The sequence below is a fragment of the Stenotrophomonas sp. Steno-C17 genome (assembly GCF_056393165.1).
In genome coordinates this window covers 41,672-68,042 of sequence record NZ_JBWJPD010000023.1, presented here as the reverse complement: position 1 = coordinate 68,042, position 26,371 = coordinate 41,672, and the positions used below count along the sequence as shown (strand labels likewise).

The 26,371-nt window shown below is 67.3% G+C and carries 22 protein-coding genes; 15 read left to right on the top strand and 7 right to left on the bottom strand.

What is annotated here, in order from left to right:
* Positions 1–630 precede the first annotated feature (630 nt).
* Both AC06FA_RS17730 and AC06FA_RS17725 read right to left on the bottom strand, forming a co-directional pair.
* Positions 631–1,155 (bottom strand): WG repeat-containing protein, encoded by a 525-nt coding sequence (locus AC06FA_RS17730; RefSeq protein WP_478069437.1) that lies wholly within the window; start codon positions 1,153–1,155, stop codon positions 631–633.
* A gap of 20 nt (positions 1,156–1,175) precedes the next feature.
* Positions 1,176–2,882 carry an alkaline phosphatase gene (locus AC06FA_RS17725; RefSeq protein WP_478069436.1) on the bottom strand — a complete coding sequence of 569 codons (1,707 nt, stop codon included), beginning with the start codon at positions 2,880–2,882 and terminating at the stop codon, positions 1,176–1,178.
* A 153-nt stretch (positions 2,883–3,035) separates the two neighbouring features.
* Between AC06FA_RS17725 and AC06FA_RS17720 the strand changes: the two genes are divergently transcribed.
* The 7 genes from AC06FA_RS17720 (at position 3,036) to AC06FA_RS17690 (ending at position 10,129) form a co-directional block, all read left to right on the top strand.
* The gene (locus AC06FA_RS17720; protein ID WP_478069435.1) at positions 3,036–4,370 is read left to right on the top strand and encodes a dicarboxylate/amino acid:cation symporter; all 1,335 of its coding nucleotides are present in this window, start codon (positions 3,036–3,038) and stop codon (positions 4,368–4,370) included.
* A 231-nt stretch (positions 4,371–4,601) separates the two neighbouring features.
* Entirely contained in the window at positions 4,602–5,141 is a 540-nt protein-coding gene (locus AC06FA_RS17715; protein ID WP_478069434.1) for a hypothetical protein, read from the top strand.
* Complete coding sequence (locus AC06FA_RS17710) at positions 5,141–5,758, top strand: hypothetical protein (RefSeq protein WP_478069439.1); 618 nt, start codon at positions 5,141–5,143, stop codon at positions 5,756–5,758. The genes AC06FA_RS17715 and AC06FA_RS17710 overlap by 1 nt, the downstream gene beginning before the upstream one ends.
* Positions 5,759–5,801: 43 nt before the next feature.
* A complete protein-coding gene (locus AC06FA_RS17705; protein ID WP_478069433.1) occupies positions 5,802–7,184 on the top strand; it encodes an adhesin in 1,383 nt (460 codons plus the stop codon).
* A 139-nt stretch (positions 7,185–7,323) separates the two neighbouring features.
* Positions 7,324–8,028: a C39 family peptidase gene (locus tag AC06FA_RS17700; RefSeq protein WP_478069432.1), complete on the top strand. Its 705-nt coding sequence runs from the start codon at positions 7,324–7,326 to the stop codon at positions 8,026–8,028.
* Between the two features lie 13 nt (positions 8,029–8,041).
* Positions 8,042–8,794 (top strand): hypothetical protein, encoded by a 753-nt coding sequence (locus tag AC06FA_RS17695; protein WP_478069431.1) that lies wholly within the window; start codon positions 8,042–8,044, stop codon positions 8,792–8,794.
* A 45-nt stretch (positions 8,795–8,839) separates the two neighbouring features.
* Positions 8,840–10,129 carry a transporter gene (locus AC06FA_RS17690; RefSeq protein WP_478069430.1) on the top strand — a complete coding sequence of 430 codons (1,290 nt, stop codon included), beginning with the start codon at positions 8,840–8,842 and terminating at the stop codon, positions 10,127–10,129.
* Between the two features lie 157 nt (positions 10,130–10,286).
* Here AC06FA_RS17690 and AC06FA_RS17685 read toward each other — a convergent pair whose 3' ends face one another.
* The 3 genes from AC06FA_RS17685 to AC06FA_RS17675 form a co-directional block, all read right to left on the bottom strand.
* Entirely contained in the window at positions 10,287–11,639 is a 1,353-nt protein-coding gene (locus AC06FA_RS17685; RefSeq protein WP_478069429.1) for a sigma-54 interaction domain-containing protein, read from the bottom strand.
* Between the two features lie 228 nt (positions 11,640–11,867).
* Entirely contained in the window at positions 11,868–12,638 is a 771-nt protein-coding gene (locus AC06FA_RS17680; protein WP_478069428.1) for a C40 family peptidase, read from the bottom strand.
* 131 nt (positions 12,639–12,769) lie between these two features.
* Entirely contained in the window at positions 12,770–13,309 is a 540-nt protein-coding gene (locus AC06FA_RS17675; protein WP_478069427.1) for a C40 family peptidase, read from the bottom strand.
* A gap of 111 nt (positions 13,310–13,420) precedes the next feature.
* Here AC06FA_RS17675 and AC06FA_RS17670 point away from each other — a divergent pair, with 111 nt between their 5' ends.
* From AC06FA_RS17670 to AC06FA_RS17645, 6 genes are all read left to right on the top strand, one after another.
* On the top strand, positions 13,421–13,903 hold the full coding sequence (locus AC06FA_RS17670) for an FKBP-type peptidyl-prolyl cis-trans isomerase (protein WP_478069426.1): 483 nt from the start codon (positions 13,421–13,423) through the stop codon (positions 13,901–13,903).
* A gap of 101 nt (positions 13,904–14,004) precedes the next feature.
* On the top strand, positions 14,005–15,249 hold the full coding sequence (locus AC06FA_RS17665) for a DUF418 domain-containing protein (RefSeq protein WP_478069425.1): 1,245 nt from the start codon (positions 14,005–14,007) through the stop codon (positions 15,247–15,249).
* A 108-nt stretch (positions 15,250–15,357) separates the two neighbouring features.
* Positions 15,358–16,716 carry a glutathione-disulfide reductase gene (gorA, locus tag AC06FA_RS17660; protein ID WP_478069424.1) on the top strand — a complete coding sequence of 453 codons (1,359 nt, stop codon included), beginning with the start codon at positions 15,358–15,360 and terminating at the stop codon, positions 16,714–16,716.
* Between the two features lie 144 nt (positions 16,717–16,860).
* Positions 16,861–17,781, top strand: coding sequence for a DMT family transporter (locus AC06FA_RS17655; protein ID WP_478069423.1), 921 nt, complete (start codon positions 16,861–16,863; stop codon positions 17,779–17,781).
* Positions 17,688–18,116, top strand: coding sequence for an MGMT family protein (locus tag AC06FA_RS17650; protein WP_478069422.1), 429 nt, complete (start codon positions 17,688–17,690; stop codon positions 18,114–18,116). Before AC06FA_RS17655 ends, AC06FA_RS17650 begins: the two co-directional genes overlap by 94 nt.
* 93 nt (positions 18,117–18,209) lie before the next feature.
* Entirely contained in the window at positions 18,210–18,884 is a 675-nt protein-coding gene (locus AC06FA_RS17645) for a rhomboid family intramembrane serine protease (protein ID WP_478069421.1), read from the top strand.
* 149 nt (positions 18,885–19,033) lie between these two features.
* Here the strand turns inward: AC06FA_RS17645 and AC06FA_RS17640 are convergent, their stop codons facing one another.
* Together AC06FA_RS17640 and AC06FA_RS17635 are read right to left on the bottom strand one after the other, a co-directional pair.
* Positions 19,034–20,620, bottom strand: coding sequence for a phytoene desaturase family protein (locus AC06FA_RS17640; protein ID WP_478069420.1), 1,587 nt, complete (start codon positions 20,618–20,620; stop codon positions 19,034–19,036).
* Positions 20,617–21,099: a VOC family protein gene (locus AC06FA_RS17635; RefSeq protein ID WP_312709252.1), complete on the bottom strand. Its 483-nt coding sequence runs from the start codon at positions 21,097–21,099 to the stop codon at positions 20,617–20,619. The genes AC06FA_RS17640 and AC06FA_RS17635 overlap by 4 nt, the downstream gene beginning before the upstream one ends.
* Positions 21,100–21,224: 125 nt before the next feature.
* Between AC06FA_RS17635 and AC06FA_RS17630 the strand changes: the two genes are divergently transcribed.
* Both AC06FA_RS17630 and AC06FA_RS17625 read left to right on the top strand, forming a co-directional pair.
* Complete coding sequence (locus AC06FA_RS17630) at positions 21,225–22,880, top strand: SDR family oxidoreductase (RefSeq protein ID WP_478069419.1); 1,656 nt, start codon at positions 21,225–21,227, stop codon at positions 22,878–22,880.
* A 318-nt stretch (positions 22,881–23,198) separates the two neighbouring features.
* Entirely contained in the window at positions 23,199–26,228 is a 3,030-nt protein-coding gene (locus tag AC06FA_RS17625) for a TonB-dependent receptor (protein ID WP_478069418.1), read from the top strand.
* The last annotated feature ends 143 nt before the right edge of the window (positions 26,229–26,371 follow it).

Here is a 26,371-nt window from a genome sequence, read left to right as displayed (position 1 = left end):
GGCTCACGCCCCCGCAACCGGACCCACCCCGCCTTCCACAGTTTCCCGCGATCTTTGGGAACGGCGTGCTGCTCTGGTGGGTGTCGACCTTGGTCGACACAGTAGATCCACGCCATGCGTGGATGCTCTTCGAATTCAATCGAATTTTTTCGATTCCGGTTGAGATTCATCCACGCATGGCGTGGATCTACTGGCCGTTGGCCAACCGACCCACCATCCCACGCAATGCACGCTTTTGCCGTTGCCGTTGCTTCAGTCGAGCATGGCTCGACTCTACACAGCGTTCTGCTCTGGTGGGTGTCGACCTTGGTCGACACAGTAGATCCACGCCATGCGTGGATGAATCTGTCAGATATCCAAAAGAATGCTGGGGTCAGAGCCCGTTGCGCAGCAATGGGATCCGACCCCATGCCATTCCGACAGATCGCAGGAATCTGTCAGAGGCGGGGCGGTGTGGGTGGGCAGGACCGCAGGCGCCATGGATGGCGCCTACGAGCCCCCATGGACGGGTTTACGGCGTGTCCTGCCCACCCACACCGCCCCGCCATCCCACGCAATGCAGCCGTTGCTGTTGCTTTGGCCGTTGCCGTTGACGTTGAGCAGGTGCAGGGCGCAGCCCTGCTGAAAACACTACTTCAGCCGACGGCCGCTGCGGTCGATGCGGAACCAGTCGCCGCCTTCCATCGGGGTGTGCCCGTCGCCATCGGGCGTGCCGGGTCGGCACCCGTTGCAGACGTTGGCCACGCCGTCCTGGAACGGCCAGGCGAAATCGAACGTCGGTTCGATCACCTGCCGCAACGTCACGTCGAAGTAGCCGATGCGGTCGCCCACGCGGCCACGCAGCAGGCCTTCCTGCGGCGTGTCGGGGCCGTTGTCCCAGGTGATGACCGCCAGGCTGCGGCCGGCGCGGTTCACGTAATGGAAACTGCCGCCGGCATGCACCACCGCCAGACCCTGCGCGTCGTAGGGCAGGGCCGCCAACGCTGCCGCGTCCAGCTGCGGCTGACCGTTGGCGACGGCGCAGCCTGGCAACGGCACCAGACCTTCACTCTCGGTCAGCAGCTGGCACGCAGGCGGCTGGGCCAGCGCACCGGCACTGGCCAGCACGCCCAGCAGGACCAGCCACCGCGCGACGCGGCGACCGGCCCCCCTCATGGCAGGGGCCGATTGCAGCATCACTTGGCCTCGGCCTTGCGCTCGAACGCGTTCGGTGCCGGCAACTGCACCGGCACGCCCTGCGCATCGCAGGTGCCGGCCTGGCACAGGCGTGCGCGCAGGGCCGGGGCGGCCTGCACGATCATGTGGTAGATCGCGTTCTGTTCCAGCGTGCCACGGATCGCCTGGCTGCCCGGGCCGCGGGCCCAGATGCCCACGTCTTCGCCGCCGTGCGATTCGGATTTCATCGGCACCAGCGCTTCCTGCATGTAGTCAGGGTGCTCGGTGTCCACCGCGTGCAGGTCGGGGCGGCCCTTGGCCTGCTCGAAGGTGCTGGGGTTGTGCGGGTAGCGCTTCGGCCCCGCCGGCTGCTGGTTGGTGGCGCCGGTGTGGCCGGGGCCATTGGCGTAGCTCAGCGTGGTGTAGGGCTGGCCGTTGCCGTCCAGGGCGTTGTCCAGCTTGCCGGCACCGTCTTCGCCGCCCTTGTCCTTCACCTTGCCCAGGATCGGGTTGCCGCGCGCCGGGTACCCCACGAAGTTGAGGGTGTGCGAGTGGTCGGCAGTGACGATGATCAGCGTGTCATCGGCCGAGGTCAGTTCGTTGGCCACGCGCACCGCATCGGACAGCGCCACCGTTTCGGTCAGCGCGCGGTAGGCGTTGCCACTGTGGTTGGCGTGGTCGATGCGCGCGCCTTCGATCATCAGCACATAGCCTTCCTTGTGCTGGGCCAGGTTCTTGATGGCTGCGGCGGTCAGTTCGGCCAGGCTGGGCTCGCCGGCCGGATCCTGCGGGCGCTCGTATTCGTAGCGCATGTGGTCCGGCTCGAACAGGCCGAGCAGGGCCGGGGCGTTGGCCGCTGCGGCCAGTTGCTTGCTGTTCCAGACATAGGCGCCCTGCGGATGCGCCTGCTGCCATTCCTGCACCAGGCTGCGGCCGTCCAGGCGCTGGCCGACCTTGTCGTCGTACTCGGGGTCACGCTCTTCCACGGTGGTGAACTCGCCACGACCACCGCCCAGCGCGACCAGCGGGCCACGGCCGTAGCGCGAGGTAGACAGCAACTGCTGGGCGATGTCCTGGCAGCCGGCCGCCTTGGCGTCCTCGGTCAGGTCGGTGTCGTTTTCCCAGTTGCGCTCGGGCGAATGCGCGTAGGTGGCCGCCGGGGTGGCATGGGTCAGGCGCGCGGTGGAGACGATGCCGGTGGCCAGGCCGGCGCTGTCGGCCAGCTGCAGCCAGGTCAGCAGGCCCTTGGACAGGCTGTCGGCGCAGTCGGTGCGGCTGCCGGCGCTGACGCCGATGGCGCCCATGTGGGTCTTCACACCGGTGGTGATGGCGGTCATCGTACCGGCCGAATCCGGCGTCTGCGAATCGGTGTTGTAGGTCTTGCTGAACGCGGTGGCCGGGAAGCGCTCCCACGACAGCAGGTTCTCTTCGCCGGCGCTGCCCTTGCGCTGGCCTTCATAGATGCGCGCGGCGGCCACGGTGGTCAGGCTCATGCCGTCGCCCAGGAACAGAATGACGTTCTTGGCCTTGCCGGCCATCGCGCCGTTCGCTGCTGCCTGGGCCGCACCGCTGCGGTACCACCACTGCGGGGTCTCACCGGCGGGGTGGGCAACCGGATCGACGGCAACCTTCAGACCGGCGGGGGCGGTGGCGGGGGCAGTACTGGCGCAGGCGCCCAGCAGCAGGGTGCTGGCGCAGGCGGCCAACAGGGAGACGGAACGACGCATGGACGCTGGGATCTCACAAACTGTAACGGGACGTTCATTATGCCCGGCCCAGCAAGGCACGCCGATGACACACTGATTTGCCGGTGGGGCGGTCGTTCCCGGGGCAGGCTTGGGCTATCGTGGAACCATCCCTTCCTTCCCTCTGGATTGCCTATGAAACTGGTGTCTGCCTGGCTGCGGATTCCATTCTGGCAGCGCGTGGTCGGCGGCTTCGTGCTCGGCGCGCTGGCTGGCTGGGCGCTGGGCCCGGCCGCGGAAACGTGGTTCGGCCCGCTCGGCGAACTGTATGTGACCCTGATCAAGATGATCGCGGTGCCGCTGGTGTTCTTCGCGGTCATCAATGCCATTTCTTCGCTGCACGGCCAGAAGTCGGTGGCCGCGCTCAGTGGCCGTACCTTCCTGTGGTTCGTGATCACCGCGGCGCTGGCGGTGTGCGTGGGCCTGGGCGTGGGCACGGTGCTGCAGCCCGGTGCCGGCGGCCTGCAGCTGTCGATGGCCAGCAACTACGTGCCGCGTGAAGTACCGAGCGTGGTGCAGGTGCTGCTGGATGTAGTGCCGTCCAATGTGTTCTATGCCTTGTCGGGCATCGGCACCAAGGTCAACGCCGCCGGTGAAACCGTGCTGGCCGCTGGCCGTGGGTCGATCCTGCCGGTGATCTTCTTCGCCGGCCTGGTGGGCTTTGCCATCGTCAAGCTGGGCGAGAAGGTGACCGAGGCGCGCAAGCTGGTCGGGCAGATGAGCGACATCATGATCCAGGTGACGCGCTTCGTGCTGGAAGTCACCCCGATCGGTACGTTCGGCCTGATTGCCGGCCTGGTCGGCAGCTACGGTTTCGAGAAGCTGCTGCCGCTGGGGCATTTCGTGCTGGCCCTGTACGTGGCCTGCGCGCTGCACATCGTGGTGGTGTACAGCGCGCTGCTGCTGGCGCACGGCTTGAATCCGCTGAAGTTCTTCCGCGGCGCCGCGCCGGGCATGCAGGTGGCCTTCGTCAGCTCGTCCAGCTTCGCGGCGATGCCGGTGGCGCTGCGCTCGATCACCCACAACCTGGGCGTGAACAAGGACTACGGTTCGTTCGCGGTGCCGCTGGGTGCCAGCATCAAGATGGATGGCTGTGGTGCGATCTATCCGGCGCTGTGCGCGGTGTTCATTGCCCAGTACAGCGGCGTGCCGCTCACCCCGGAGCAGTACGTGGTGGTGCTGATCGCTTCGGTGCTGGGCAGCTTCGGTACCGCCGGTGTGCCGGGCACGGCCGTGATCATGGCCACCGTGGTGCTGAGCGCGGCCAACCTGCCGCTGGAGACCATCGGTTACCTGTACGCCATCGACCGCATCCTGGACATGATGCGCACGATGACCAACGTGACCGGGCAGATGCTGGTGCCGGTGATCGTGGCCAAGGAAACCGGGCTGCTGGACCAGAGCGTGTACGACAACCCGTCCACGAACGTCGGTATCGACGATCCCGACCCGAGCCCGCCGCGTAGCTGAAGCGGCGCTGCAACGGGCTGTATCAGCCCCTGTAACAGGACTGATACAGCCTCCGCAGACCGCGTGAATCCGGCGTTTCCTGCGCGTTAAGCCCAACGAAATCCGAACGCGCCTGTAACACGCCGGCACCAGAACGCTGCCGCTCCAGCGCGTACAGGCCTTGTACAGTGGGCCTGCAGAACTTGGCACGGAAACTGCTCCCTCCCTGCGCATACGCAACGGGAGAGCGGCATGGACGGCAGCAGGATTCTCATTGGTAGTCCGGTACGGCAGGTGGCGTTGCTGCTGGCCCTGGCCTGCCCGCTGGCCGCCGCCGCTTCCGGTGCGCGCCAGGGCGTCAAGGCACAGCCCGGCGAAATCGTGCTGCTGCGCGATGTGTCCACGCGCCCGGCCTACCGCATGGCCCCGCCCGGCGTGGCGTTGATCGCCGATCCCAAGCCACAGCGTGAGATCTCCGCTGCACTCGGCAGCAGCGGTGCCCACGGTGGCATGGATGAACTCAGTGATGACGACTACGCCGGGCTGGGCGCTGGGCAGACCCAGCAGCTGGCCGCGCCCGGTGGCACCACGGTTGAACGGGTGACCCACCAGGCGTTGGGCGGCACGCTGGGCCGTTCCGGCGACAGCATGATGAGCGGCAGCAACCTGAGCGGGGCGATGAGCGGCCCGCTGGGCGCGGTGGGCAACACCACCCGCGGCATCGGCGATACGGTGCGCGGCGCGCTTTCGCAGTTCCCGCTGGGCGCCCCGGCGCCGGGCGGTGGCAAATGATGCGGCGCACGCGGGGCCTGCTGCTGGTCGTGGTGCTGCTGCCGGCCACCGCGGTGGCCGATGACTACAGCGGCATGCTGGCCTACCTGGACATCGCCCGCATCGAGGGCCGCGCGCTGGCCGGTGCCAGTGGCGCCATCGCGGTGAACCAGGCCGCCGGCGATCTCAACATCCAGGCCAATCTGCAGGGCATGGCCAGCGGCAACCAGGCCAACGTGGCCGTGGCCGCACGCCAGCAGCGCGGCGGCAACGTGGTGCTGTCCGCACCGTTGCAGGCCAGCGCGCACATCGCCGGAGAAGCCTTGGCCGGCGCCAGTGGCATCGCATCGATCAACCAGGCCAGCGGCATCGCCAACACGACGCTCAACGTCGTCAGCGCGACGCTGGCCCGGCAAGGGATACGCGAATCCGATGACGCGGCGTTGGCCGCAGCGGATATCGCGTCAGCAGGGGGGCAGGGCGACACCGGTGACGGTGTTGCGGCGGGTATCCGCAGTGTCGGCGTCGCTTCGACGGCACTGCGGGGCTTCGACGGTGTCCTGCAACTCAATCAGATCGCGGGAGCGCGCAATGACACGGCCAACGTGCTGACCATGGCCGTGCAGGGCAACCCGTGAGCAACAACCACCCGATGTATCACCTGATGAGAGAGAGGGCACCATGAACGCGAACCTGAAAAGGACCGTGCTTGCGATGGCGATTGCCACGGCCTCCACTGCGGCGGCGGCCAACGGCTGGGACAACCAGAACGCCAACGCCAACATCAACCACAACCATGTCGTGACCGAAACCCGCAACGACACCCACAACCACACCGACAACGAGGTCCGTAACTGGACCCGTACCAGCACCACGGTACGCAGCAACACCGACAGCTCCAACATCACCCGCAACCGCACGGTGAACGAGCAGGTACAGAAGAACAGCAACATCCAGGCCGACGAGCGCAAGGAAAAGAACAACCACGGCGTCGACGTGAACCTGGAAAAGGACCTGCGCCTGAGCTCGGACATCAGCTTCTCGGGTGACCCGGAAATCACCGGCACGATCGATCTGGATTCGGCCGCGATCGCGGTCATCGACAACCGCCAGTCGATCAGCAACAACCTCGGCTCCAACAGCCTGGTGACCAACAGCGCCTCCATTGCCGACGACGTCGGTGCCGGTGCGTCGGGCAACCTCGGCTTCAACGTGGTTGCCGGTGACAACAACGCCCAGGACAACGCGGCTTCGCTGTCCGCGGCTGACGCCTCCTTCAGCTTCGGCATGGCCGATGCGGAAGTCTTCGTCAACCAGGCGGGCTTCAACAACACCACCATGAACTCCGGCGTGACCAACGCCGCAAGCCTCGGTGGCAATGCCTTCGGCGGCGCGTCGGGCAACATCGGCGTGAACATCGCCTCGGGCAACAACAACGAGCAGAAGAACGCGCTGGCCGCGTCGGTGGCCACCAGTGCCATGGCCCAGTCCAGCATCAGCTCCAACCAGGTCTCCACCGGCAATACGGTGGCCAACGCTGGCTATGTGCAGTCCTACACCGACACCGTGGAAGTGGGCATGAGCGGTGGCGTGGGCGGCCTGACCCTGGCCTACGGCGCCGGCACCTACAGCGGCCGTGGCAACGCTTACCAGATGGCGAACTACTACCTCGACACCTGGGATGGCGACCTGCCGCATCCGGATGGCAACAGCACCGGGCACATCGATCTGGACAACGAGATCCAGAACGCAACGATGAACCCGTACCGCCAGGGCGTGGGTGGCCTGGGCTTCGACACGCGTGAAAGCGGCACCAGCCAGTTCGTCGAACTGGGCATTGCCGACCTGTACGCCAGCCTGAGCGGCACCGTCACCACCACCCGTTGGGTGAACGTCAACGCCACCAACACCTCGGCGCTGTCCGGCAGTGCCTTCTCCGGGGCGTCGGGCAACATCGGCGTGAACGTGGCCTCCGGCACCGGCAACCTGCAGGCCAACAGCCTAGCCCTGGCCGTGGCCCAGCCGAGCACCGGCGGTGGCGGCGGCACCGGCGGCGGCGAGTAACACCGCGCGTGACCGCTTTCGCAGCTGACCTGCGTTGAGCGCAACAAGCCCGGCCATCCGCCAATGACCGGGTTCCCCGGGAGCCCCTGTCCCTCCTCCCCCTTGGGGCAGGGGCTCCTTCCTTACCGTGGAGAGCACCATGGCCGGTTCCCGTTGGTGGTTGCGTCTTCTGCCCTGCCTGCTGTTGCTGGGCAGCACGGGCGCCTGGGCGGGGGACGTCGCATTCAGCGGCGTGCTGCCCAACGGCGCGCTGATGCAGCAGAAGGTGGAAAGCATGCAGGAGCGGCGCTACCGCAACCTGGTGCGGCAGCACACCGACTACAGCTGTGGGGCCGCAGCGCTGGCCACGATCCTGCGCTACGCCTACCACCTGGACACCACCGAAGCCACGGTGATCGAGGGAATGATGGGGGTTTCCGATCCACAACTGGTGAAAGAGCGCGGGTTCTCGCTGCTGGACATCAAGCGCTATGTCGAATCGCTGGGCATGCGCGGCCGCGGCTACCGCATTGATGAAACCCGCCTGCGCACCCTGCGGGTGCCCGGGCTGGTGCTGATGGATGTGCGCGGGTTCCGCCATTTCGTGGTGCTCAAGCAGGTGCGGGGCGGCGTGGTGGAAGTGGCCGACCCGATCCTGGGCAACCGTGCGCTGCCGCTGCCGGAATTCCTGGAAGCGTGGCCCTCGCGCGCCGTTTTCGTCGTCATCGGCAGTGACTTCGATCGCAACACTGTCCTGCTGCAACCGAGCGAACGACCCAGTGCACGCGCGCTGTATGCGCGGCAGGGGCCGATCACCGATGCCGAACTGGTCGACTTCGGCTTCAGCCATGCCGACCTGTTCTGAAGGAGGCACGATCATGTTTTGCCAACGTGTATTGATTGCTGCGCTGCTGGTCCTGCCTGCGTTGCCCGCCTGGGCCGCCGACGGTGCGCCGGGACGCGGCCTGAAGGAAATTCCCGATCCAGAACTGAACCTGATGCGCGGCCGCTACACCGTGGGCGGCAACAACGTGGCCTGGTTCGGTGTGACCATGATCTCGCAGTGGAAGGGCAGCGACGGTGCGGCCATGCAGGGCGCCCTGACCCTGGGCATGGATTTCCGCCAGGGCAGCACGCCGAAGCTGACTTTCCAGCCCAGTGTGCAGGTGACCGCCGCTGACGCACCGCTGCCCGATACCAGCGCTCGCAGCATCGACAGCACCGGCCTGGCCAATGCCAGCGGTCTGGTGCAGAGCGTGCAGGTGGCGGGCGACGGCAACACCGCGCGCAACGTGACCTCGCTCACCATCCGCGATGGCGCAGTACCCACCGCGGGCAGCGACGATGGCACCCGCATCGCCCAGGTGCAGCAGGGCGGCGCCACGGCCAGCGCGGTGCTGGACGGCAACCAGGCGCGCCTGCTGTTGCAGATGGACGGCCAGGGCATGGTGCAGCAGTGGATCCGCAACGGCAGCGTCGGCCAGGGCATCGCCCTGAGCGGCGACGGCCAGAACGCCAGCAACCGGCTGCAGCTGGAACTGGTACGCAATTCCGTGGCCGGCAACCTGCCCTTGAGCCAGAACGTGGCCCAGGCAATCGCGCTGAACCGCGGCATGGGCCCGGGCCAGTAAACCGGTCCGGTCAAGGGGGACGAACGTTCAACGCAGGTCACTGACATGCATACCTATTTGCGGCTTACCCCGCTGGCGCTGGCGGCGCTGGCGGCCAACGCCTTCGCCCAGCAGCCGGCAGCCAACGACACCGCCGACGTGCAGGCGCTGATCGGCCAACTGGAACAACTGAAAGCCAATTACGCACAGGAAGTGCGTCGCCTGCGCGAGTTGGACATGCAGGTGCAGGCCATGCAGGCACGCCTGAACGGTCGCGCCGGCGCTGCGTCAACGCCCGCCGCGCCGCTGGCCCCGGCCGCTGCCGCCGCGGTACCGCCGAGCAGCGAGGGCTATGCCAGCACCGCCGCCGAAGCGCAGCAGGCCAAGCAGGAAGCGCGGCGCAGCGTGGACGATGTGAAGCAGCAGCAGGCCGCGCTGTTCTCGCGCAGGTTCACGCTGGAAAACAGCCTCACCTATGCCCGCTACGACCGCAAACAGCTCACCCTCAACGGGTTCCTTGCACTGGATGCGATCTTCCTGGGCAACATCGCCATCGAGAACGTCGAATCCGATTCGCTCACCTACAACCTGGCCGCGCGCTGGGGCGTCAGCCCGAACCTGACACTGAACGCCGACGTGCCCTACCTGGCGCGGCGCACGGTCTACCAGAAGGGGGGTGCAGGCGGTGCCGCCGCCGCTATCGCGCAGGAAGAAACCAACGGCAACGGTCTGGGCGATGTGAGCGTGAGTGCCAACTACCGTCTGTTCGGCGAACGTGGCTGGCGGCCGGAAACGGTGCTGACCGGCGGCGTCACCGCACCGACCGGGCGCGCGCCGTATGGGTTGGACTGGAAGGTGATCGAGCGCGATGACGATGACTACATCCGCTTCGCGGTACCGCGCGAGCAGCCCACCGGCAACGGCGTGTGGCAGGCCAACCTGGGCGTGTCGATGGTGAAGACCGCCGACCCGGCCATCCTGTTCGCCAATGCCGGCTACATCCACTCGTTCCCGCGTGGTTTCAGCGACATCGACAGCAACCCGGACACCACCAATCCGGGCGACGTGAAGCTGGGCGGATCGGTGTACTTCGGTGCGGGCGTGGCGTTTGCCTTCAACGAACGCACCAGCCTGAGCATTTCCTTCAGCGACAAGATCACCTCCCGCGCCTCGACCCGGTTCAAGGGCGGGCAGTGGGTGAAGGTGATCGGCAGCGATGCCAATGCGGCGTCGTTGAACCTGGGCGTGACCTACGCATTGAACCAGAACACCACCCTGGTGACGCTGCTGGGCATCGGGCTGACCCCGGACGCGCCGGACTTCACCCTGGCGTTCAAGGTGCCCTACATGCTGTAGCGGATGGCGATGGACCTGTATCGAAACCGCCGGGCCATGCCCGGCGTTCTTTTTTCGTGGTCGCGCTCACGCTGGGTAGCGCCGGGCCATGCCCGGCGGCCGTTCGCGTGGCAATTTGAACGCCGGCGCCGCAACGCTCGGTCGGGCTGCCCAGCCGCTACCGTTCCGGCGGCAGTTCCAGGCGGTGCTTGCGGCACAGCCGATACACGGTCACGCGCGATACCTGCATGTGCCGCGCGCAGGCCGAGACGTTGTAGCCGTGCTGGCGCAGCGCCTGCAGCAGCAGGTCGCGTTCCACCTGGCCACGGGCATCCTGCAGCAGGGCACGGGGTTCAGGGGCATCGGCGTCGGCAAGTTCCAGATCCGCTGCCGTGATCAGTTCGCCCTCGGCCACGATCGCCGCGCGCTGCACGCGGTTCAACAGCTCGCGCACGTTGCCGGGCCAGCCGAAACCGCGCATGGCCTGTCGGGCGCCGGTGTCGAAACCGCGTGCGCGGCCGGGATGGCGCTGGCGGAAGCCGCGCAGGAAATGGTCGGCCAGCAGCAGCACGTCGCTGCCGCGCTCGCGCAACGGCGGCATCGGCAGGCGCAGCACGTTCAGCCGGTAATACAGGTCGCGGCGGAAACGGCCCTGGGCCACGGCCTGTTCCAGTTCGACATGGGTGGCGGCCAGCACGCGTACATCCACGCGCAGCGGCTGGTTGCTGCCAACGCGTTCCAGCGTGCCTTCCTGCAGCACGCGCAGCAGGCTGGTCTGCGCATCGCCGGGCAGATCGCCCACTTCATCCAGGAACACGGTGCCGCCATGGGCCGATTCAAACAGGCCGATGCGGCGCTGCGCGGCGCCGGTGAACGCGCCGCGTTCATGGCCGAACAGTTCCGACTGCACCAGGTTGGCGGGGATGGCGCCGCAGTTCACTGCCAGGAACGGCTTGCCGGCGCGGCCGGACAGCGCATGCAGGGCCTGTGCGGCCAGCTCCTTGCCGGTGCCGGTTTCGCCGGTGACCAGCACCGGCAGGTCCACCGGGGCGAACTTGTGCAGCGCCGCGCGTACCGCCAGCACGCGTGGGCTGTCACCGATCAGGGCCGGCAAGCCGCCGCCATCGCAGACCCGCGCCGGGTCGGAGGTGTCTTCGTCTGCCTGGCGCTGCATGGTCGAAACCAGGGCGGGTAGTTCCAGTGGCAGGGTGAACTGGTTCTGGCAGGCCAGCAGTACATCGGTCCAGGCGGGGGGAGGGTTGTCGACTCCGGCGGGCAGTACCGCCAGCCATGGCAGGTGGCGGTGCTGCTCCATCCACGGCAGCAGCACGCGCAGGGCGTCCAGGTCGAGGTGGCGCAGGTCGATGACCGCGACCAGGTGATCGCGACCGCGCAGGCCCACCGCCATGGTCGGGCCGGGGGCGACACAGCGCAGCTGCCAACCGGCGGCGGCAAGCGCGCCGCGCTCTGACGCCTGTGGCTGGCCGAACCAGATCACGCAGCGTGATGGAACTTCCAGGCTTGCTGCCATCCCTTTCCCCCCGGCATGCAGACGGCGCGGGCGGGGTCTGGCGGGGTACCCCGGCGTGCCGCCCCACGCCGGACTACGTAGGCCGCGGGTTGGCGGCCAGCCGCGGCCCAATGGACCGTGACATCAACCTCCAACGCACGGGGCAGCGCCCAGCGGCCAGCCCGGCCCAACGAAAAAGCCGCTGCAGGGCAGCGGCTTTCGGTAACACGGTGGCGCGGCGCGCAGCGGTCAGAGATCGACCCGGCGGGCCTGCATGAACTTGTTGCCCCAGTAGCCACTGAGCAGGGTATCCACGCGCACGTCCTTGCCGGTGCTCGGGGCGTGCAGGAAGCGACCTTCGCCCACGTAGATACCGACGTGGTCGACCCGGCCCTTGCGGCCGAAGAACACCAGGTCACCGGCGGCCAGCGAGGCACGGTCGTTGATCAGCTGGGCGTTGTTGTCGTGGGCCATTTCACGCGAGACGCGCGGCAGTTCGATGCCCAGCGCCGAACGGAACACATAGCCCACCAGGCCGCTGCAGTCGAAGCCGCTGTCCGGATTGCTGCCACCCCAACGGTACGGGGTGCCCAGCAGGGTCATGGCACGGCGCAGCAGCGACTGCACCTTGCCGTTGTCGGCTTCGCTGCCGACCGCGCTGCCGGTGGCGGCGGCGCTGGTGTCGTAGTTGGCAAGCAGGCGGCTGAGGTCGCCGGCGACCATCGCCGAGCGGTCCATCAGCGGAATGGTGTCGTTGGCGGCCAGATGCGGCAGCAGGGCGGCCAGGGTGGCGCTGGCGGCGGCATCGGCGCGGCTGCGCTGGGCGGCCGGTTCGGCCTTGGCGGCCGGCTTGGCGGTCGCTTCAACTGCAGCGGCAGCCGGTGCATCGGAACGATTCGGAGCGGTCTGCGCCCAGGCCGGAAGGCTGGAGAGGCAGAGTGCCAGGCCCAGCAGCAGCGGGCGGACACGATGTGAAGGAACGGCGGTCTGGCCTTGGCCCTGCAGGTCGTCAGTCGTCACGCGTCGGTCACAGAAAAAAAACGATGGGGCATCATGCCCTGTAAAAGCCGCGATAAGTTAAAAATTCCGTTATAAAAACGTTATTTTCAATGTGATGCCCGTCACAGATTTGAACATATCGCCTGTTCAGTTTAGCGAAGGACGCGTTTCGCTCCTGTGTAGTGGTCTTTCCAGTAAGGGCCGCTGAGCGAATCCAGGCGGACCGTGCCGCCGGTGCTGGGCGCGTGCACGAAGCGGCCTTCGCCGACATAGATGCCCACGTGGGTGACACTGCCGCGGCTGCCGAAGAACACCAGATCGCCGGTGGCCAGGCGCGCCGGGTCGATCTTCGGGCCCTGCACCGCGGCCAGGTCGCGCGAGGTGCGCGGCAGCTTCAGGTCCACCATTTCCCGGTACACATAGGTCACCAGGCCACTGCAGTCGAAACCCGAATCGGGGGTGTTGCCGCCGTAACGGTAGGGGGTGCCGACCAGACTGATCGCGCGCATCAGCACGGAATTGGCGGCCTCGGGGTTGTCCGGCGTGGTCGCCGGCCAGTGCGCCGAGGGCGGCGGCGGGGCAGGGCGGGTGGCCTTGCCGCCGCCACAGGCGGTCAGCAACAGGGGCAGAGCCAGCAGCAGGGCGGGCGCGAAGAGCCGGCGCGGGCCGGACGAAACTGGCGTGATGTGCATGATCTCCGGATAATGCGCCACCTTGGATTGGCCGTCATGATGGCGGCGTCCCCGCCGGGCGACAACCCGCCCCAACCCGCCTGCCTCCGGCAGATCCAGACAGAGTTGCGCATGAAGATCGAAAAAGACCGCGTTGTCCGCTTCCACTACACCGTTTCCGAAGTCGGCCAGGCGCCGATCGAGTCGTCCAAGGACCGCGGCGAGCCGCTGGCGATCCTGATCGGCCACGGCAACATCATCCCGGGCCTGGAAAAAGCCATGATGGACCAGGAAGCCGGCGCGACCTTCAGCGTCGACGTGACCGCGGCCGACGCCTACGGCGAACGCCGCGAGGGCCTGTCCCAGCGCGTGCCGAAGAAGCATTTCGGCAATGCCAAGCTGGCCCCGGGCCAGCAGGTGGTGCTGCAGACCAACTTCGGCCCGCGCGCAGTGACCGTGCAGAAGGTCGGCATGAGCGTGGTCGACGTTGACCTGAACCACCCGATGGCCGGCAAGGACCTGCATTTCGACGTGGAAATCGTCGAAGTGCGCGAAGCCGGCAAGGAAGAGATCGAGCACGGCCACGTGCACGGCGACGGCGGCCACCAGCACTGATCGCTGCGACAGCCTGATGCCAGCAACGGCCCGCTTCGGCGGGCCGTTGTGTTTCTGCCGCCCGCGACGGGCAACGCCGCACGGCGCCCGGCGGCGGCATAATGACGGACCTGTCCACCGGATGTTCCGTGAACGCCGCACTTCCTTCCCTGCAGCCGGTTGCTTCCGGCGAACGCATCGCCGTGCTGGACGTGCTGCGCGGGGTCGCCCTGCTGGGCATCCTGCTGATGAACATCGAGGCCTTCGCGGGCCCGCTGGAACTGGCCTTCACCGGCATTGACACGCACTGGCAGGGCATCGACTACTGGGCCGACGCATTCGTCTACGTGTTCGTGCAGGGCAAGTTCTTCACCCTGTTCTCGCTGCTGTTCGGTGCTGGCTTCGCGGTCATGGCGCAGCGTGCCGAGGCGGCCGGTCGCGACTTCACCCCGTTCTACCTGCGCCGCAGCGCCGGGCTGCTGCTGATCGGACTGTGCCATGCACTGCTGGTCTGGTCCGGTGACATCCTGGTGCTGTACGCGCTGGCGTCGCTGCCGTTGCTGGCCTGCCGCGAAGCCCCGCGCAGCTGGCTGCCGTGGATGGGCGCCATGGTCTACCTGGGCGGGGTGCTGCTGATGCTGCTGGTGGGGGCCATGGTGTCGATGGCCACGCCGGAGGATCTGCAGCGCATGTTGGCCGACGCCCAGCAGAGCATCGACCAGCAACGGCTGGTGTACGGGCAGGGCAGCTGGCTGCAGGCCAATGGCCAACGCCTGCACGATTTCGGCGTGGCGCTGGGGGGCATGCTCATTTCCGGGCCGCAGGTGCTGGGCATGTTCCTGCTGGGCAGCTGGTTCGCCCGCAGCGGGGCGCTGGCAGCGCCGGAACGTTTCCCGCGCATGTACGCGCTGCTGCGCTGGGTCGCCTTGCCGCTGGGCCTGCTGCTGACCCTGCTGGGTACGCACTGGAAGCCGTACCTGCCGCCGGGTGAGTACGACCTGGTGACCACCGCCGCCATGGCGATGGTGGCGATCGGTGCGGTACCGATGTGCCTGGGTTACCTGGCATGGGGGGTGCGCTGGCGCGCCACCCTGGCCGGCCTGGCGCCGGTGGGGCGCATGGCGTTAAGCCACTATCTGCTGCAGTCGCTGCTGTGCACGCTGCTGTTCTATCACTATGGGCTGGGCGCGTTCGAGCAGGTGCCACGCGCCTGGCAGCTGCTGCTGGCGCTGGGGCTGTTTGCCGCACAGGTGGCGATCAGTCACGCGTGGCTGCGGCATTTCCGCTTCGGGCCGATGGAATGGGTGTGGCGGGCCGTCACCTACCGGCAATGGCCGGCCATGCGCCGCGCCAGCGCACCGGGCTGATCGGCGCGCCATCACTCACGCTGTGCTGCCTGCCGCCCGTGGCATGCTCGCCGCTGGCGCGCGACGCGCCCCTGACGTTGTTGTTTCCCTTATCTGCGAGCGATTCCCATGAGCACTGCGCCCTTCGACTATGACCTGATCGTGCTTGGTGGCGGCTCGGCCGGCCTGGCCGGTGCGATCCGCGCTGCGCAGTACGGCAAGCGCGTGGCCCTGCTGGAACCGGGCGAGCTGGGCGGCACCTGCGTCAACATCGGCTGCGTGCCGAAGAAGGCGATGTGGCTGGCGGCCGACCTGGCCGAACGCATCGGCCTGGCGCACGCGATGGGGTTCGACGTGCCGGCGCGTCCTGCGCTGTCCTGGAAGGAACTGGTGATCCACCGCCAGGCCTACATCACCAACATCCACAAGAGCTACCACGCGCGCCTGGACGAGACCGGCGTGGTGCGCATTCCGGCGCGGGGGCACCTGCTGGATGCGCATACGGTGGCCTGCGCCGATGGCGTGCGCTACAGCGCCCAGCACATCCTGATCGCCACCGGTGCGCACCCGCAGCGGCCCGACGTGCCGGGTGCAGAACTGGGCCTGGTGTCGGATGACTTCTTCGATCTGCGCGCCGCCCCGGCCGAGGTGGCGATCGTCGGTGGTGGCTACATTGCCGTGGAACTGGCCGGCCTGCTGCAGGCACTGGGCAGCCGGGTCAGTCTGCTGGTGCGCGGGCAGCGCCTGCTTGACCGGTTCGACCACGAGCTGACCGAACAACTGGCCGAGAACCTGCGTCAGCAAGGCGTGCGCATCTGCTTCGGGTTCGACCTGAAGGCGCTGCAGCGCGAAGGCGGGCATGTGCGCGTCGTTGGCGCGCAGGGGCCGCTGGAATGCGCGTTCGATGCGGTGTTCTTCGCCACCGGCCGACGCGGCAACAGTGCAGAACTGGGCCTGGAAGCGCTGGGCATCGGCATCGGCGAGCACCGCCAGGTGGAGGTTGACGAATGGCAGACCACCGCCGTGCCGAGCGTGCACGCGGTGGGCGATATCGCCGGCAAGGTCGGCCTGACCCCGGTCGCGGTGGCGGCCTCGCGGCGCCTGATGGACCGTCTGTTCGGCGGCAAGCCGGAATCGAGGATGGATTACGAAACCGTGCCCAGCGTAGTGTTCTCGCATCCGCCGCTGGGCGCGGTGGGCCTGAGCGAACAGCAGGCACGCGAATGCTTCGATCAGGTGACGGTCTACCACAGCCGGTTCCGGCCGATGCTGCAGGCGCTGGCCAACGGCACCCAGCGCAGTCTGTTCAAGATGGTGTGTGCTGGCCCGGAAGAACGCGTGGTCGGCATTCATCTGCTGGGTGAAGCGGCCGATGAGATCCTGCAGGGCTTCGCCGTGGCAGTGAAGATGGGCGCGACCAAGGCGCAGTTCGACGCCACCGTGGCGATCCATCCCACCTCGTCGGAAGAAGTGGTGCTGATGCGGTAACCCGGCGGGGTAGAGTCGAGCTTGCTCGACTGCACGCGGTGCATCAGTCGAGCAAGCTCGACTCTACGGCCCGCGCGCCCCCGTGCGACAATAGGGACCCCACGATTCCCCCCTGGCCGCCCCGCGCGGCCTGCTGCCGTTCCCATGTCCAGCCCGTCTTCGCGCATTGCCACTGCCTCGCCCCGCATTGCCCTGGGCGGCATCGGGCTGGCCGCGATCGGCGCCGTGGCGGCGTCGGGCAAGGCGATCATCGTCAAGCTGGGCCTGCGCCATGGCGTGGATGCGACCACCCTGCTGGCCCTGCGCATGATGATGGCGCTGCCGTTGTTCGCGCTGATGGCACTGTGGTGCGCACGGCGCGCTGAGCCCCTGTCGTGGGCCGACCGTGCGCGCGTGCTGTGGCTGGGGTTCACCGGCTACTACCTGTCCAGCCTGCTCGATTTCCAGGGCCTGCAGTACATCAGCGTGACCCTGGAGCGGCTGATCCTGTACTTGAACCCGACCCTGGTGCTGCTGATCAACGTGCTGCTGGCACGGCAGCGGCCGGGGCGCTGGCAGATCGCGGCGCTGCTGCTCAGTTACCTGGGCGTGCTGCTGGCCTTCGGCCATGACCTGCAGCGCGAGGGCGGGCAGATCATCATCGGCAGCCTGCTGGTGCTGGGCAGTGCGCTCAGCTATGCGCTGTACCTGTTCGGCAGCGGCCAGGTGGTGGCGCGCGTGGGCGCGGTGCGGCTGACCGCCTATGCCAGCTGCGTGGCCAGCGTGCTGGTGCTGCTGCATTTCGCGGTGACCCATCCGCTGCCGCTGCTGTGGCAGGCACCGGCACCGGTGCAGTGGCTGTCGCTGGTCAATGCCACCGTGTGCACGGTGCTGCCGGTGCTGGCGATCATGCTGGCCGTGCAGCGCGTGGGGTCCTCGCTGGCCGCGCAGGTGGGTATGCTGGGCCCTGTTTCCACCATCGTGATGAGCCTATGGCTGCTCGACGAACCGATGGGGCCGGCGCAGATCGCCGGCACCGTGCTGGTCCTGCTGGGCGTGCTGCTGGTGACGCGCCTGCGGCGCTGACCCCGGAGCAGGCGCGCGCCCGCATCCTGCAGGTGATCCACGCGATACCGCCCGGCCAGGTGCTGGGTTACGGCCAGGTGGCGATGCGTGCCGGGCTGCCCGGTCGCGCCCGCCTGACCGCACGCGTGCTTGGCCAGAACGACGATCCCAGCCTGCCCTGGCACCGCGTGCTGCGTTCGGATGGTCGCATCGCCATGGCAGAAGGCTCGGCGGGCTGGCGCGAACAGGCGCAGCGGCTGCGTGCGGAAGGCGTGGTGGTCACCAACGGCCGCGTGCGCATGCCAGCGGTCGACCCGGCCGCCGCCCTGGACGCGGCGCTGTGGGGCCCGGGGTGAGCGCAGCCGCCGGCTGAACCGGTACCGCGCTGCCGTCGCCAAACGCACACCGTGCAGCGGCTATGATGGAGCTTGTTCCATCCCGGTCATCCCATGTTCCCGCGACTGCCCACCGTTACCAAGGCCCTGCTGATCGCCAATGCGATCTTGTTCCTGCTGCAGCAGCCGTTCCTGCTTGGCATGCAGACCTTTGCCCCGTTCATGCTGCAACCGCTGCAGCAGGGCTTCGATGCGTTTTCGCCCGGTGGCAATTTCCAGCCCTGGCAGCTGCTGACCTACGGTTTCCTGCATGGCAGCTTCGGCCACCTGTTCTTCAACATGCTGGCCGTCTTCATGTTCGGCGCGCCGCTGGAACAGACCTGGGGTGAGAAGCGGTTCCTGATCTATTACCTGGTGTGCGTGGTCGGTGCCGGCCTGTGCCAGCTGCTGGTCGGCGCGGCGCTGGAGAACCCGGCACCGGTGCTGGGCGCATCCGGCGGTGTGTTCGGCCTGCTGTTGGCCTACGGCATGCTGTTCCCGAACCAGCGGGTGATGCTGCTGTTCCCGCCCATTCCGATGAAGGCACGGACCTTCGTGATCCTGTTCGGCGTGGGTGAGCTGGTGCTGGGCATGACCGGCTGGCAGCCGGGCGTGGCCCACTTCGCGCACCTGGGCGGCATGCTGTTCGGCTGGCTGCTGATCCGCTACTGGCGCGGCCAGCCCCCGTTCAACAAGCGCCGCCCGCCCGGCCCGCCGAAGCGCCCGAACCATCTGCGCAGCGTGAAGTAAGGCGCGCCGCGCCTCACTTCACGCGGGTGGGTGCCGACCGTTGGTCGGCACACATTGAACCGGATCATTTGACGCGGGTAGGTGCCAACCTTGGTTGGCACATGCCAAGGCGTGCCAACCAAGGTTGGCACCTACCAATGCGGCACACCTCATAGATCCTGCATCACCACCTGGGCGGCATTGTGCCCCGGCGCGCCGGTCACGCCGCCGCCGGGATGGGTGCCCGATCCACACAGGTACAGCCCGGGCAGGGCGCCGCGATAGCCGGCCTGGCCCACCATCGGTCGTGCTGAAAACAACTGGTTGGCGCTGAGCGCGCCATGGAAGATGTCGCCGCCGATCAGCCCGAACGTGCGCTCCAGATCCAGCGGTGACAGCACCTGCCGGCCCAGCACGCTGGCCGCGAACCCCGGTGCATGGCGATCGACGGTGGCGATCATCAGATCGGCCACGCTGTCACGGTGATCATCCCAGTGCATGCCGTCCGGCAGCACGGGCGCCACGTGCTGGCAGAACAGGCTGGCCACGTGCTGCCCCGGCGGCGCCAGTGAATCATCCAGGGTGCTGGGAATCAGCATCTCCACGATGGGCGCGCGCGACCAGCCGTCGCGGCGGGCATCCAGCCACGCGCGATCCATGTAATCCAGGCTGGGGGCCAGGATGATGCCCGCGCTCAGGTGGGGGCCGGGGCCGGGCAGGGCACGGAAGTCGGGCAGCGCAGACAGCGCTACGTTCATGCGGAACGTTCCCGAACCACAGCGCCAGTGCGCCATGCGTTCGCGAGTGGCCGGCGGTACCTGCTGTGGTTCCAGCAACTGTTCGTACAGCAGCTTCGGGTTGACGTTGGCGATCACCGCGTGCGCGCGCTCGCTGCTGCCGTCGGCCAGCACCACGCCGACCACGCGGCCCTGCTCGACCTGCAGTCGCTGCACACCGGCAGCGACGCGCAGTTCGGCGCCGGCGTCGCGTGCGGCTGCGGCAATGGCCTGGCTGATCGCGCCCATGCCACCGATGGCGTGGCCCCAGGCGCCCTTCACCCCGTTGCACTGGCCGAACACGTGGTGCAGCAGCACGTAGGCGCTGCCCGGCGTGTACGGGCTGGCATAGTTGCCGACGATGCCGTCGAAGCCGAACAGCGCCTTGATCGGCTCGCTTTCGAACCAGCGGTCCAGGTACTCGGCGGCCGACAGCGTGAACAGGTCCAGCAGCTCCTGCCGCAGTGACGGGTCCAAGGCGGCCAGCTCGCGGCCCAGCCGGCCCATCTGCCACAGCGCCGGCAACGCACGCCAGCCGGCCGCCGCGCCCAGGTCGGGCGGCGCGCGCAGCGCCCACGCACGCAGCACGTCGGCGAAGATTTCCAGGCGCGCCTCGTAGGCGGGCAGGGCCTGCGCATCGCGCTCGGAAAATTTCGCCACCTCGGCCTGGGTGCGGCCCGGTGCGGCCAGCAGATAGCGGCCATCGGCCAGCGGCAGGAAGTTGTTCACCGGCCGCGCAATGATGCGCAGCCCGTGCTGGTGCAACTGCAGGTCGTCGATCACCTTCGGCTGCAGCAGCGATACCGTGTACGAGGCCACCGAGTTGCGGAAGCCCGGGTGGAATTCTTCGGTGACGGCGGCCCCGCCCAGCACCGCGCGTCGTTCCAGCACCAGCACCTTGTGCCCGGCGCGGGCCAGGTAGGCGGCGCACACCAGGCCGTTGTGGCCGCCACCGACGATGATCGCGTCCCAGTGGTTCATGCCTGCGCGATGGCCGCTTCGATGGTAGCGATGTCGATCTTCTTCATCGGCATCATGGCATTGAACGCACGCCGCGCCAGCGCCTTGTCGCTGCTGGTGACCGCGTCGATCAGCACGCGTGGGCTGATCTGCCACGACACGCCCCAGCGGTCCTTGCACCAGCCACATTCGCTTTCCTGGCCGCCATTGTTGACGATGGCGTTCCATAGCCGGTCGGTCTCGGCCTGGTCCTCGGTCTGGATCTGGAACGAGAACGCTTCGCTGTGCTTGAACGCCGGGCCGCCATTGAGGCCCACGCAGGGAATGCCGTACACGGTGAACTCCACCATCAGCACATCGCCCTCGCGGCCGTCGGGGTAGTCGCTGGGCGCAGCGTGCACCGCGGTCACCGCGCTGTCGGCAAAGGTCTGGGCATAGAAGGTGGCCGCCGCCAGGGCGTCCTTGTCGTACCACACGCAGATGGTGTTCTTGTGGGCCATGGTCGGGCTCCGCAGCGGTCGATGGCGCAGCCATAGCACGCGGCCCGTTAACACCGGATCGTGCTGCGCTGCAGGAGCGCAGGGCGACGCGCTACCATGGCGCAACGACACGACAGGGAAGGCGCGTGAAGATCCTGGTTCTGGGTGGTTACGGTGTGTTCGGTGGGCGGTTGGTGCGGTTGCTGGCGGATCTGCCGCACCTGGAACTGTTGATCGCGGGTCGCAACCTGGCGGCGGCACAGGCGTTCTGCGCGGCCTACCAGGGCCAGCCGCGGGTACGCCCGCTGCAGGTGGACCGCAGGCAGCTGGCCCCGGTGCTGCAGGCCGAGCGTCCGGATCTGGTGGTGGATGCGTCCGGGCCCTTCCAGGATTACGGTGAGCACCGCTACAGCGCGGTGGAAGCCTGCATCGGCGCAGGCATCGATTACCTGGATTTCGCCGACGCCGCCGACTTCGTGTTCGGCGTGTCCGCCTACGATGCACAGGCCCGCGCGGCCGGTGTGTACGTGCTGTCCGGGGTCAGCAGTTTCCCGGTGCTGACCGCCGCAGTGCTGCGGCAGATGGCCACGCGCATGGACATCACCCGGGTGGAAGGCGGTATCGCGCCGTCGCCGTTCGCAGGCATCGGCCTGAACGTGATGCGCGCGGTGGTCGGCTATGCCGGTTCGCCGGTGAAGCTGCGTCGGCAGGGCCGCGATGGCCATGGCATCGGTCTGGCCGAAAGCCGTCGTTTCACCGTCGCAGTGCCGGGGCGCCTGCCGCTGCGCAACCTGCATTTCTCGCTGGTGGATGTGCCGGACCTGCAGGTGCTGCCCCCCGAGCATCCGACCATGACCGATATCTGGATGGGTGCCGGGCCGGTGCCGGAGGTGCTGCATCGTGTGCTGAACCTGCTGGCCAAGGCGCGCTGGCGCTTCAAGCTGCCGTCATTGGAACCGTGTTCGCGCCTGTTCTACACCGTGCTGAACCTGATGAAGTTCGGCGAGCACCGCGGCGGCATGATCGTGCGTGCGCAGGGCACCCGCAACGGGGTGCCGGTGGAACAGAGCTGGCACCTGCTGGCCGAAGCCGATGACGGCCCCTACATTCCGTCGATGGCGATCGAAGCGGTGATCCGCAAGCAACTGGCCGGCGAGCGGCCGGCGCCGGGCGCTCGCCCGGCAACGCACGCGCTGGAACTGGCCGACTACGATCAGCTGTTTGCCGGCCGCACCATCCACACCGGTTTCCGTCGCGACATGCCCGGTGCCAGCCTGTACCAGCGCGTGCTGGGCGATGCGTATGCGCGACTGCCTGCCGCCTTGCAGGTGCTGCACGCACCGGGCGCGGCGCAGCGCTGGGTCGGGCAGGCGCAGGTACAGCGCGGGCGCGGCGTGTTGTCGCGTGTGCTGGGCAGGATCTTCGGTTTCCCCGCAGCGGGTGAGAGCGTGCCGGTGACCGTGCAGTTCAGCCCCGAAGCGGGCGGCGAACGTTGGACGCGCACCTTCAATGGGCAGCGATTCTCTTCGCTGCAGACCGAAGGCAAGGGGCGTGACGAGGCATTGCTGGTCGAGCGCTTCGGTGCTGTGGCGGTTGCCTTGGCGCTGGTGGTGGACGGCGGGCGGCTGCAGCTGGTGCCACGCCGCTGGTCGCTGCTGGGCATTCCGCTGCCGCGCGCACTTCTGCCCGGTGACCAGAGTTTCGAGTACGAGGCGGAGGGACGTTTCGTATTCGACGTGGAGATCGGCGCGCCAGGGGTGGGCCGCATCGTGCATTACCGCGGCACGCTGGAGGCGGCATGAGCATTGCCATGGCATGCGGATGTGCAGTGGGTGTGTCGGAACTGGAACGGCGCGCTGTCGCTTCGGACAATGACCGCCAGGCTCAAGCCTCTTTGTCATGACGTGTTTCGCCTGCAGCGGGGCGCGGAGGGCATCCCTGCCGATGCCCGCCGGCACCGCTGGAATCCCTTGTTGTTGAGCCACATCGGCTGACATCTGGCCGACGTCTGCAGGTGCCTTGCAGCGTTGTTCATCCGGTTCACCGTCGGTTCCAGCACTGTCTCGCATCGCACGCGCATGCCTATAACTCCCGTCAGTTTCATCACGGGAGAGAAGTTCATGGCATTTGCATCCGCACATCGTGTGCTGAAGCGCAGCGCGCTTTCAGCAGTGTTGTTTTCCATCGTCGGCAGCGTCGCTGCACAGAGCACCACGGGCACGCTTTTCGGCAGCGCAGCCGGTTCTGAAGGCGCGACCGTCGTCGCGCAGAGCGATAGCGGCCTGAAGCGTACCGCGACCATCGACACGCAGGGGCGCTACACGTTCGGCGCGTTGCCGGTTGGCCGGTACAGCATCAGCCTGCAGCGCGATGGTCGCATCATCGAGCAGCAGAACGACGTCCAGCTGCGCGTGGGCAGCGGCACCGAGGTGAGCTTCGCCACCCATGGTGCGGCCACCACGTTGGATACGGTCAATGTCTCTGCGGCCAACCTGCCGAAGATCGATGTGACCCACACCGTCTCCAAATCGGTCATCACCTCCGAACAGCTGGATGTGCTGCCGCTGGGGCGCAGTGCGGAAGCCATCGCGCTGCTGGCCCCGGGCGTAGTCGCCGGCAGCGGCGCATTCTCCAATGGCTCCCGTTCCGTGCTGTCCTTCGGCGGTGCCAGCGTCACCGAGAACGCCTACTACCTCAACGGATTCAACGTCACCAACCCCCTCAACTACCTGGGCGGTGTCAGCCTGCCCTACGGCTCCATCGATCAGCAGGAAACCTTCACCGGTGGTTACGGGGCCGCCTACGGCCGTTCCACCGGCGGGGTGATCAACCAGCTCGGCAAGCGCGGCACCCACCAGTGGCGGTTCGGCGCGCAGGTCACCTGGACACCGGCAGGGCTGGCGGAGGCACCCGCATCGGTCAATTACCCGGACATGGCGCTGCCGGACGGTTATGCCTACGAGAACGAGAGCAGAGCCGGCACCCTGTACCGCTATCGGCGCGACGACAAGGGAACCCGCACCACCTACAGCGGGTATGTCAGCGGCCCGCTGATCGAGGACCGGCTGTTCGTGCATCTGGCGGCGGAAGCCAACCGCCGCGAAGGCGTTGCGACCGCCAGCGAGGCCGCCGCGTTGCAGGTGCGCAACCACTACCGCGACGACACGCCGAAGTTCTACGGCAAGGTCGATTGGAACATCACTGACAGCAATACGCTGGAATACACCCGGTTCCAGGACACCGACCGCAGCAGTGGCTACCACGTGGCCTTCGACTACGAAACGCTGGCCGAAGGCGATCGTACCGGCACGTTTCCCAATACCCGCAAGACGACCACCGCCGCCGATATCTTCAAGTACACCGGCTACCTCACGGATGCGCTGACCTTCAGCACCGTCTGGGGCCGCACGCGGACCGGCAACGTCGAGTTCAATCCGTTGGATTCAGGCAACCCGTACGTCAGCGGCGCCGGCAATCAGGATCCGTCGCTCAATGGGGGGACGCCGGTGCGCAACGATCAGCCGGATCTGTACAGCAAGGCCCGCGATGCCGGCAGCACCACGCAGGGCCTGCGAATGGACCTGCAGTACCGCGTCGGCAACCACGAACTGACCGCCGGCATCGACAACATGACCTATCGGGCGAACAACGAGGGGCAGTCGATGACGGGCCCCGGCCATGCCTGGATCTACTCGCGCGGAACGCCCGATGCGTCGCCCAGCCCTGGCTTTGGCATCGCGCCGCCCGGCGGCGATGGCTACTACGTGCAGAAGTACATCTTCTCCACCACCACCAGCATGTCGGTGAAGCAGAAGGCCTACCATCTGGAAGATCGCTGGCAGGTCAGTCCCAACTGGCTGCTGACGTTGGGCCTGCGCAATGATCGCTTCACCAACTACAACAGCGACGGTGCTGCGTATGTGGAAAGTGGCGACCAGTGGGCACCGCGACTGGGTGCCAGCTGGGATGTCTTCGGCGATGCATCGCTGAAGGTGTTCGCCAACCTCGGTCGCTACTACCTGGCGCTGCCCAACAGCGTGGCCATCCGCGGTGCCTCAGCATCGACCTACACGCGTGAGTACTTTACCTATACCGGTATCGACGCCAACGGCAACCCGACCGGTTTGACACCCCTGGGTGACGGACCGGTGTCGGCCAACAACGAGTATGGCCAGGCGCCTGACCCGCGCTCGGTTGCCCCCTCCGATCTGCGTTCGCAGTACCAGGACGAATTGATCCTGGGCTTTGAAAAGACCTTGGGAAGCCAGTGGAACAGTGGTGCCAAGCTGGCCTACCGGCGCCTGCAGTCGGCCATCGATGACACCTGCGATTCCGACCGCTTCGTGGAACGCCTGACCGGCATGGGCCTGGACCCCGACGCCTACGATCTGCCCGGCTGCGTGATCTTCAATCCGGGCCGGACCAACACCTTCCAGGTGCGGCACAAGGATGGGTCTGGCTACACGCCGGTCAGCATGGGAGGGGCCGATTGGGGCTACGGTGGGAAGAGGGCGAAACGGCAGTACGTGGCGCTCGATCTGTTCATCGAGCATCCCATGGCAGACCGCTGGTACGGTCGCCTGGATTACACCTGGTCGCGCAGCTTCGGCAATACCGAAGGGCAGGTCAGGTCGGACATCGGCCAGGATGACGTTTCCAAAACCCAGGACTGGGATGCGGCGGCCTTGATGGAGTACGCCGGTGGCTATCTGGCCAATGATCGCCGGCACCAGCTGAAGGCCTTCGGTGCCTACCAGATCAATGACGAATGGACCGCATCGGCCACCTTGCGGGTGATGTCGGGCATGCCGAAAAACTGCCTTGGCTACTACGGCAGCGACCAGAGCGATCCGGTGCCCGGCTACGGCTCTGCCTACCACTACTGCAACGGCCAGCCATCGCGGCCTGGCGATGCGGGCCGACAGCCTTGGACCACGCGGCTGGACCTGGGCGTGATGTACCGCCCCGGGTTTGCTGATAACCGGCTTGGCTTCGGCTTGAACGTCTTCAACGTACTCAACCAGCGGCGGCCGCTGCAGTCCACTGCCACCTACCAGACGGGGCCGGGCACGGTTTCCAACACCTATGGCATGGGCAGCTACTTCAGCGCGCCACGCACGGTCCGGCTGACGGCCTCCTACGATTTCTGACCGGTTCGCTCGAGGCTCTCTCTCTTCTGGCAACGGTTCGTTTGGCCCCGTCCTGCGGGCGGGGCTCTTTTTCTGCCAGCGCGCGGGGGCGCGTCATTCCCAGGCAGGAAAAAGGCGCCCGAAGGCGCCTTTTCCGTTACTGC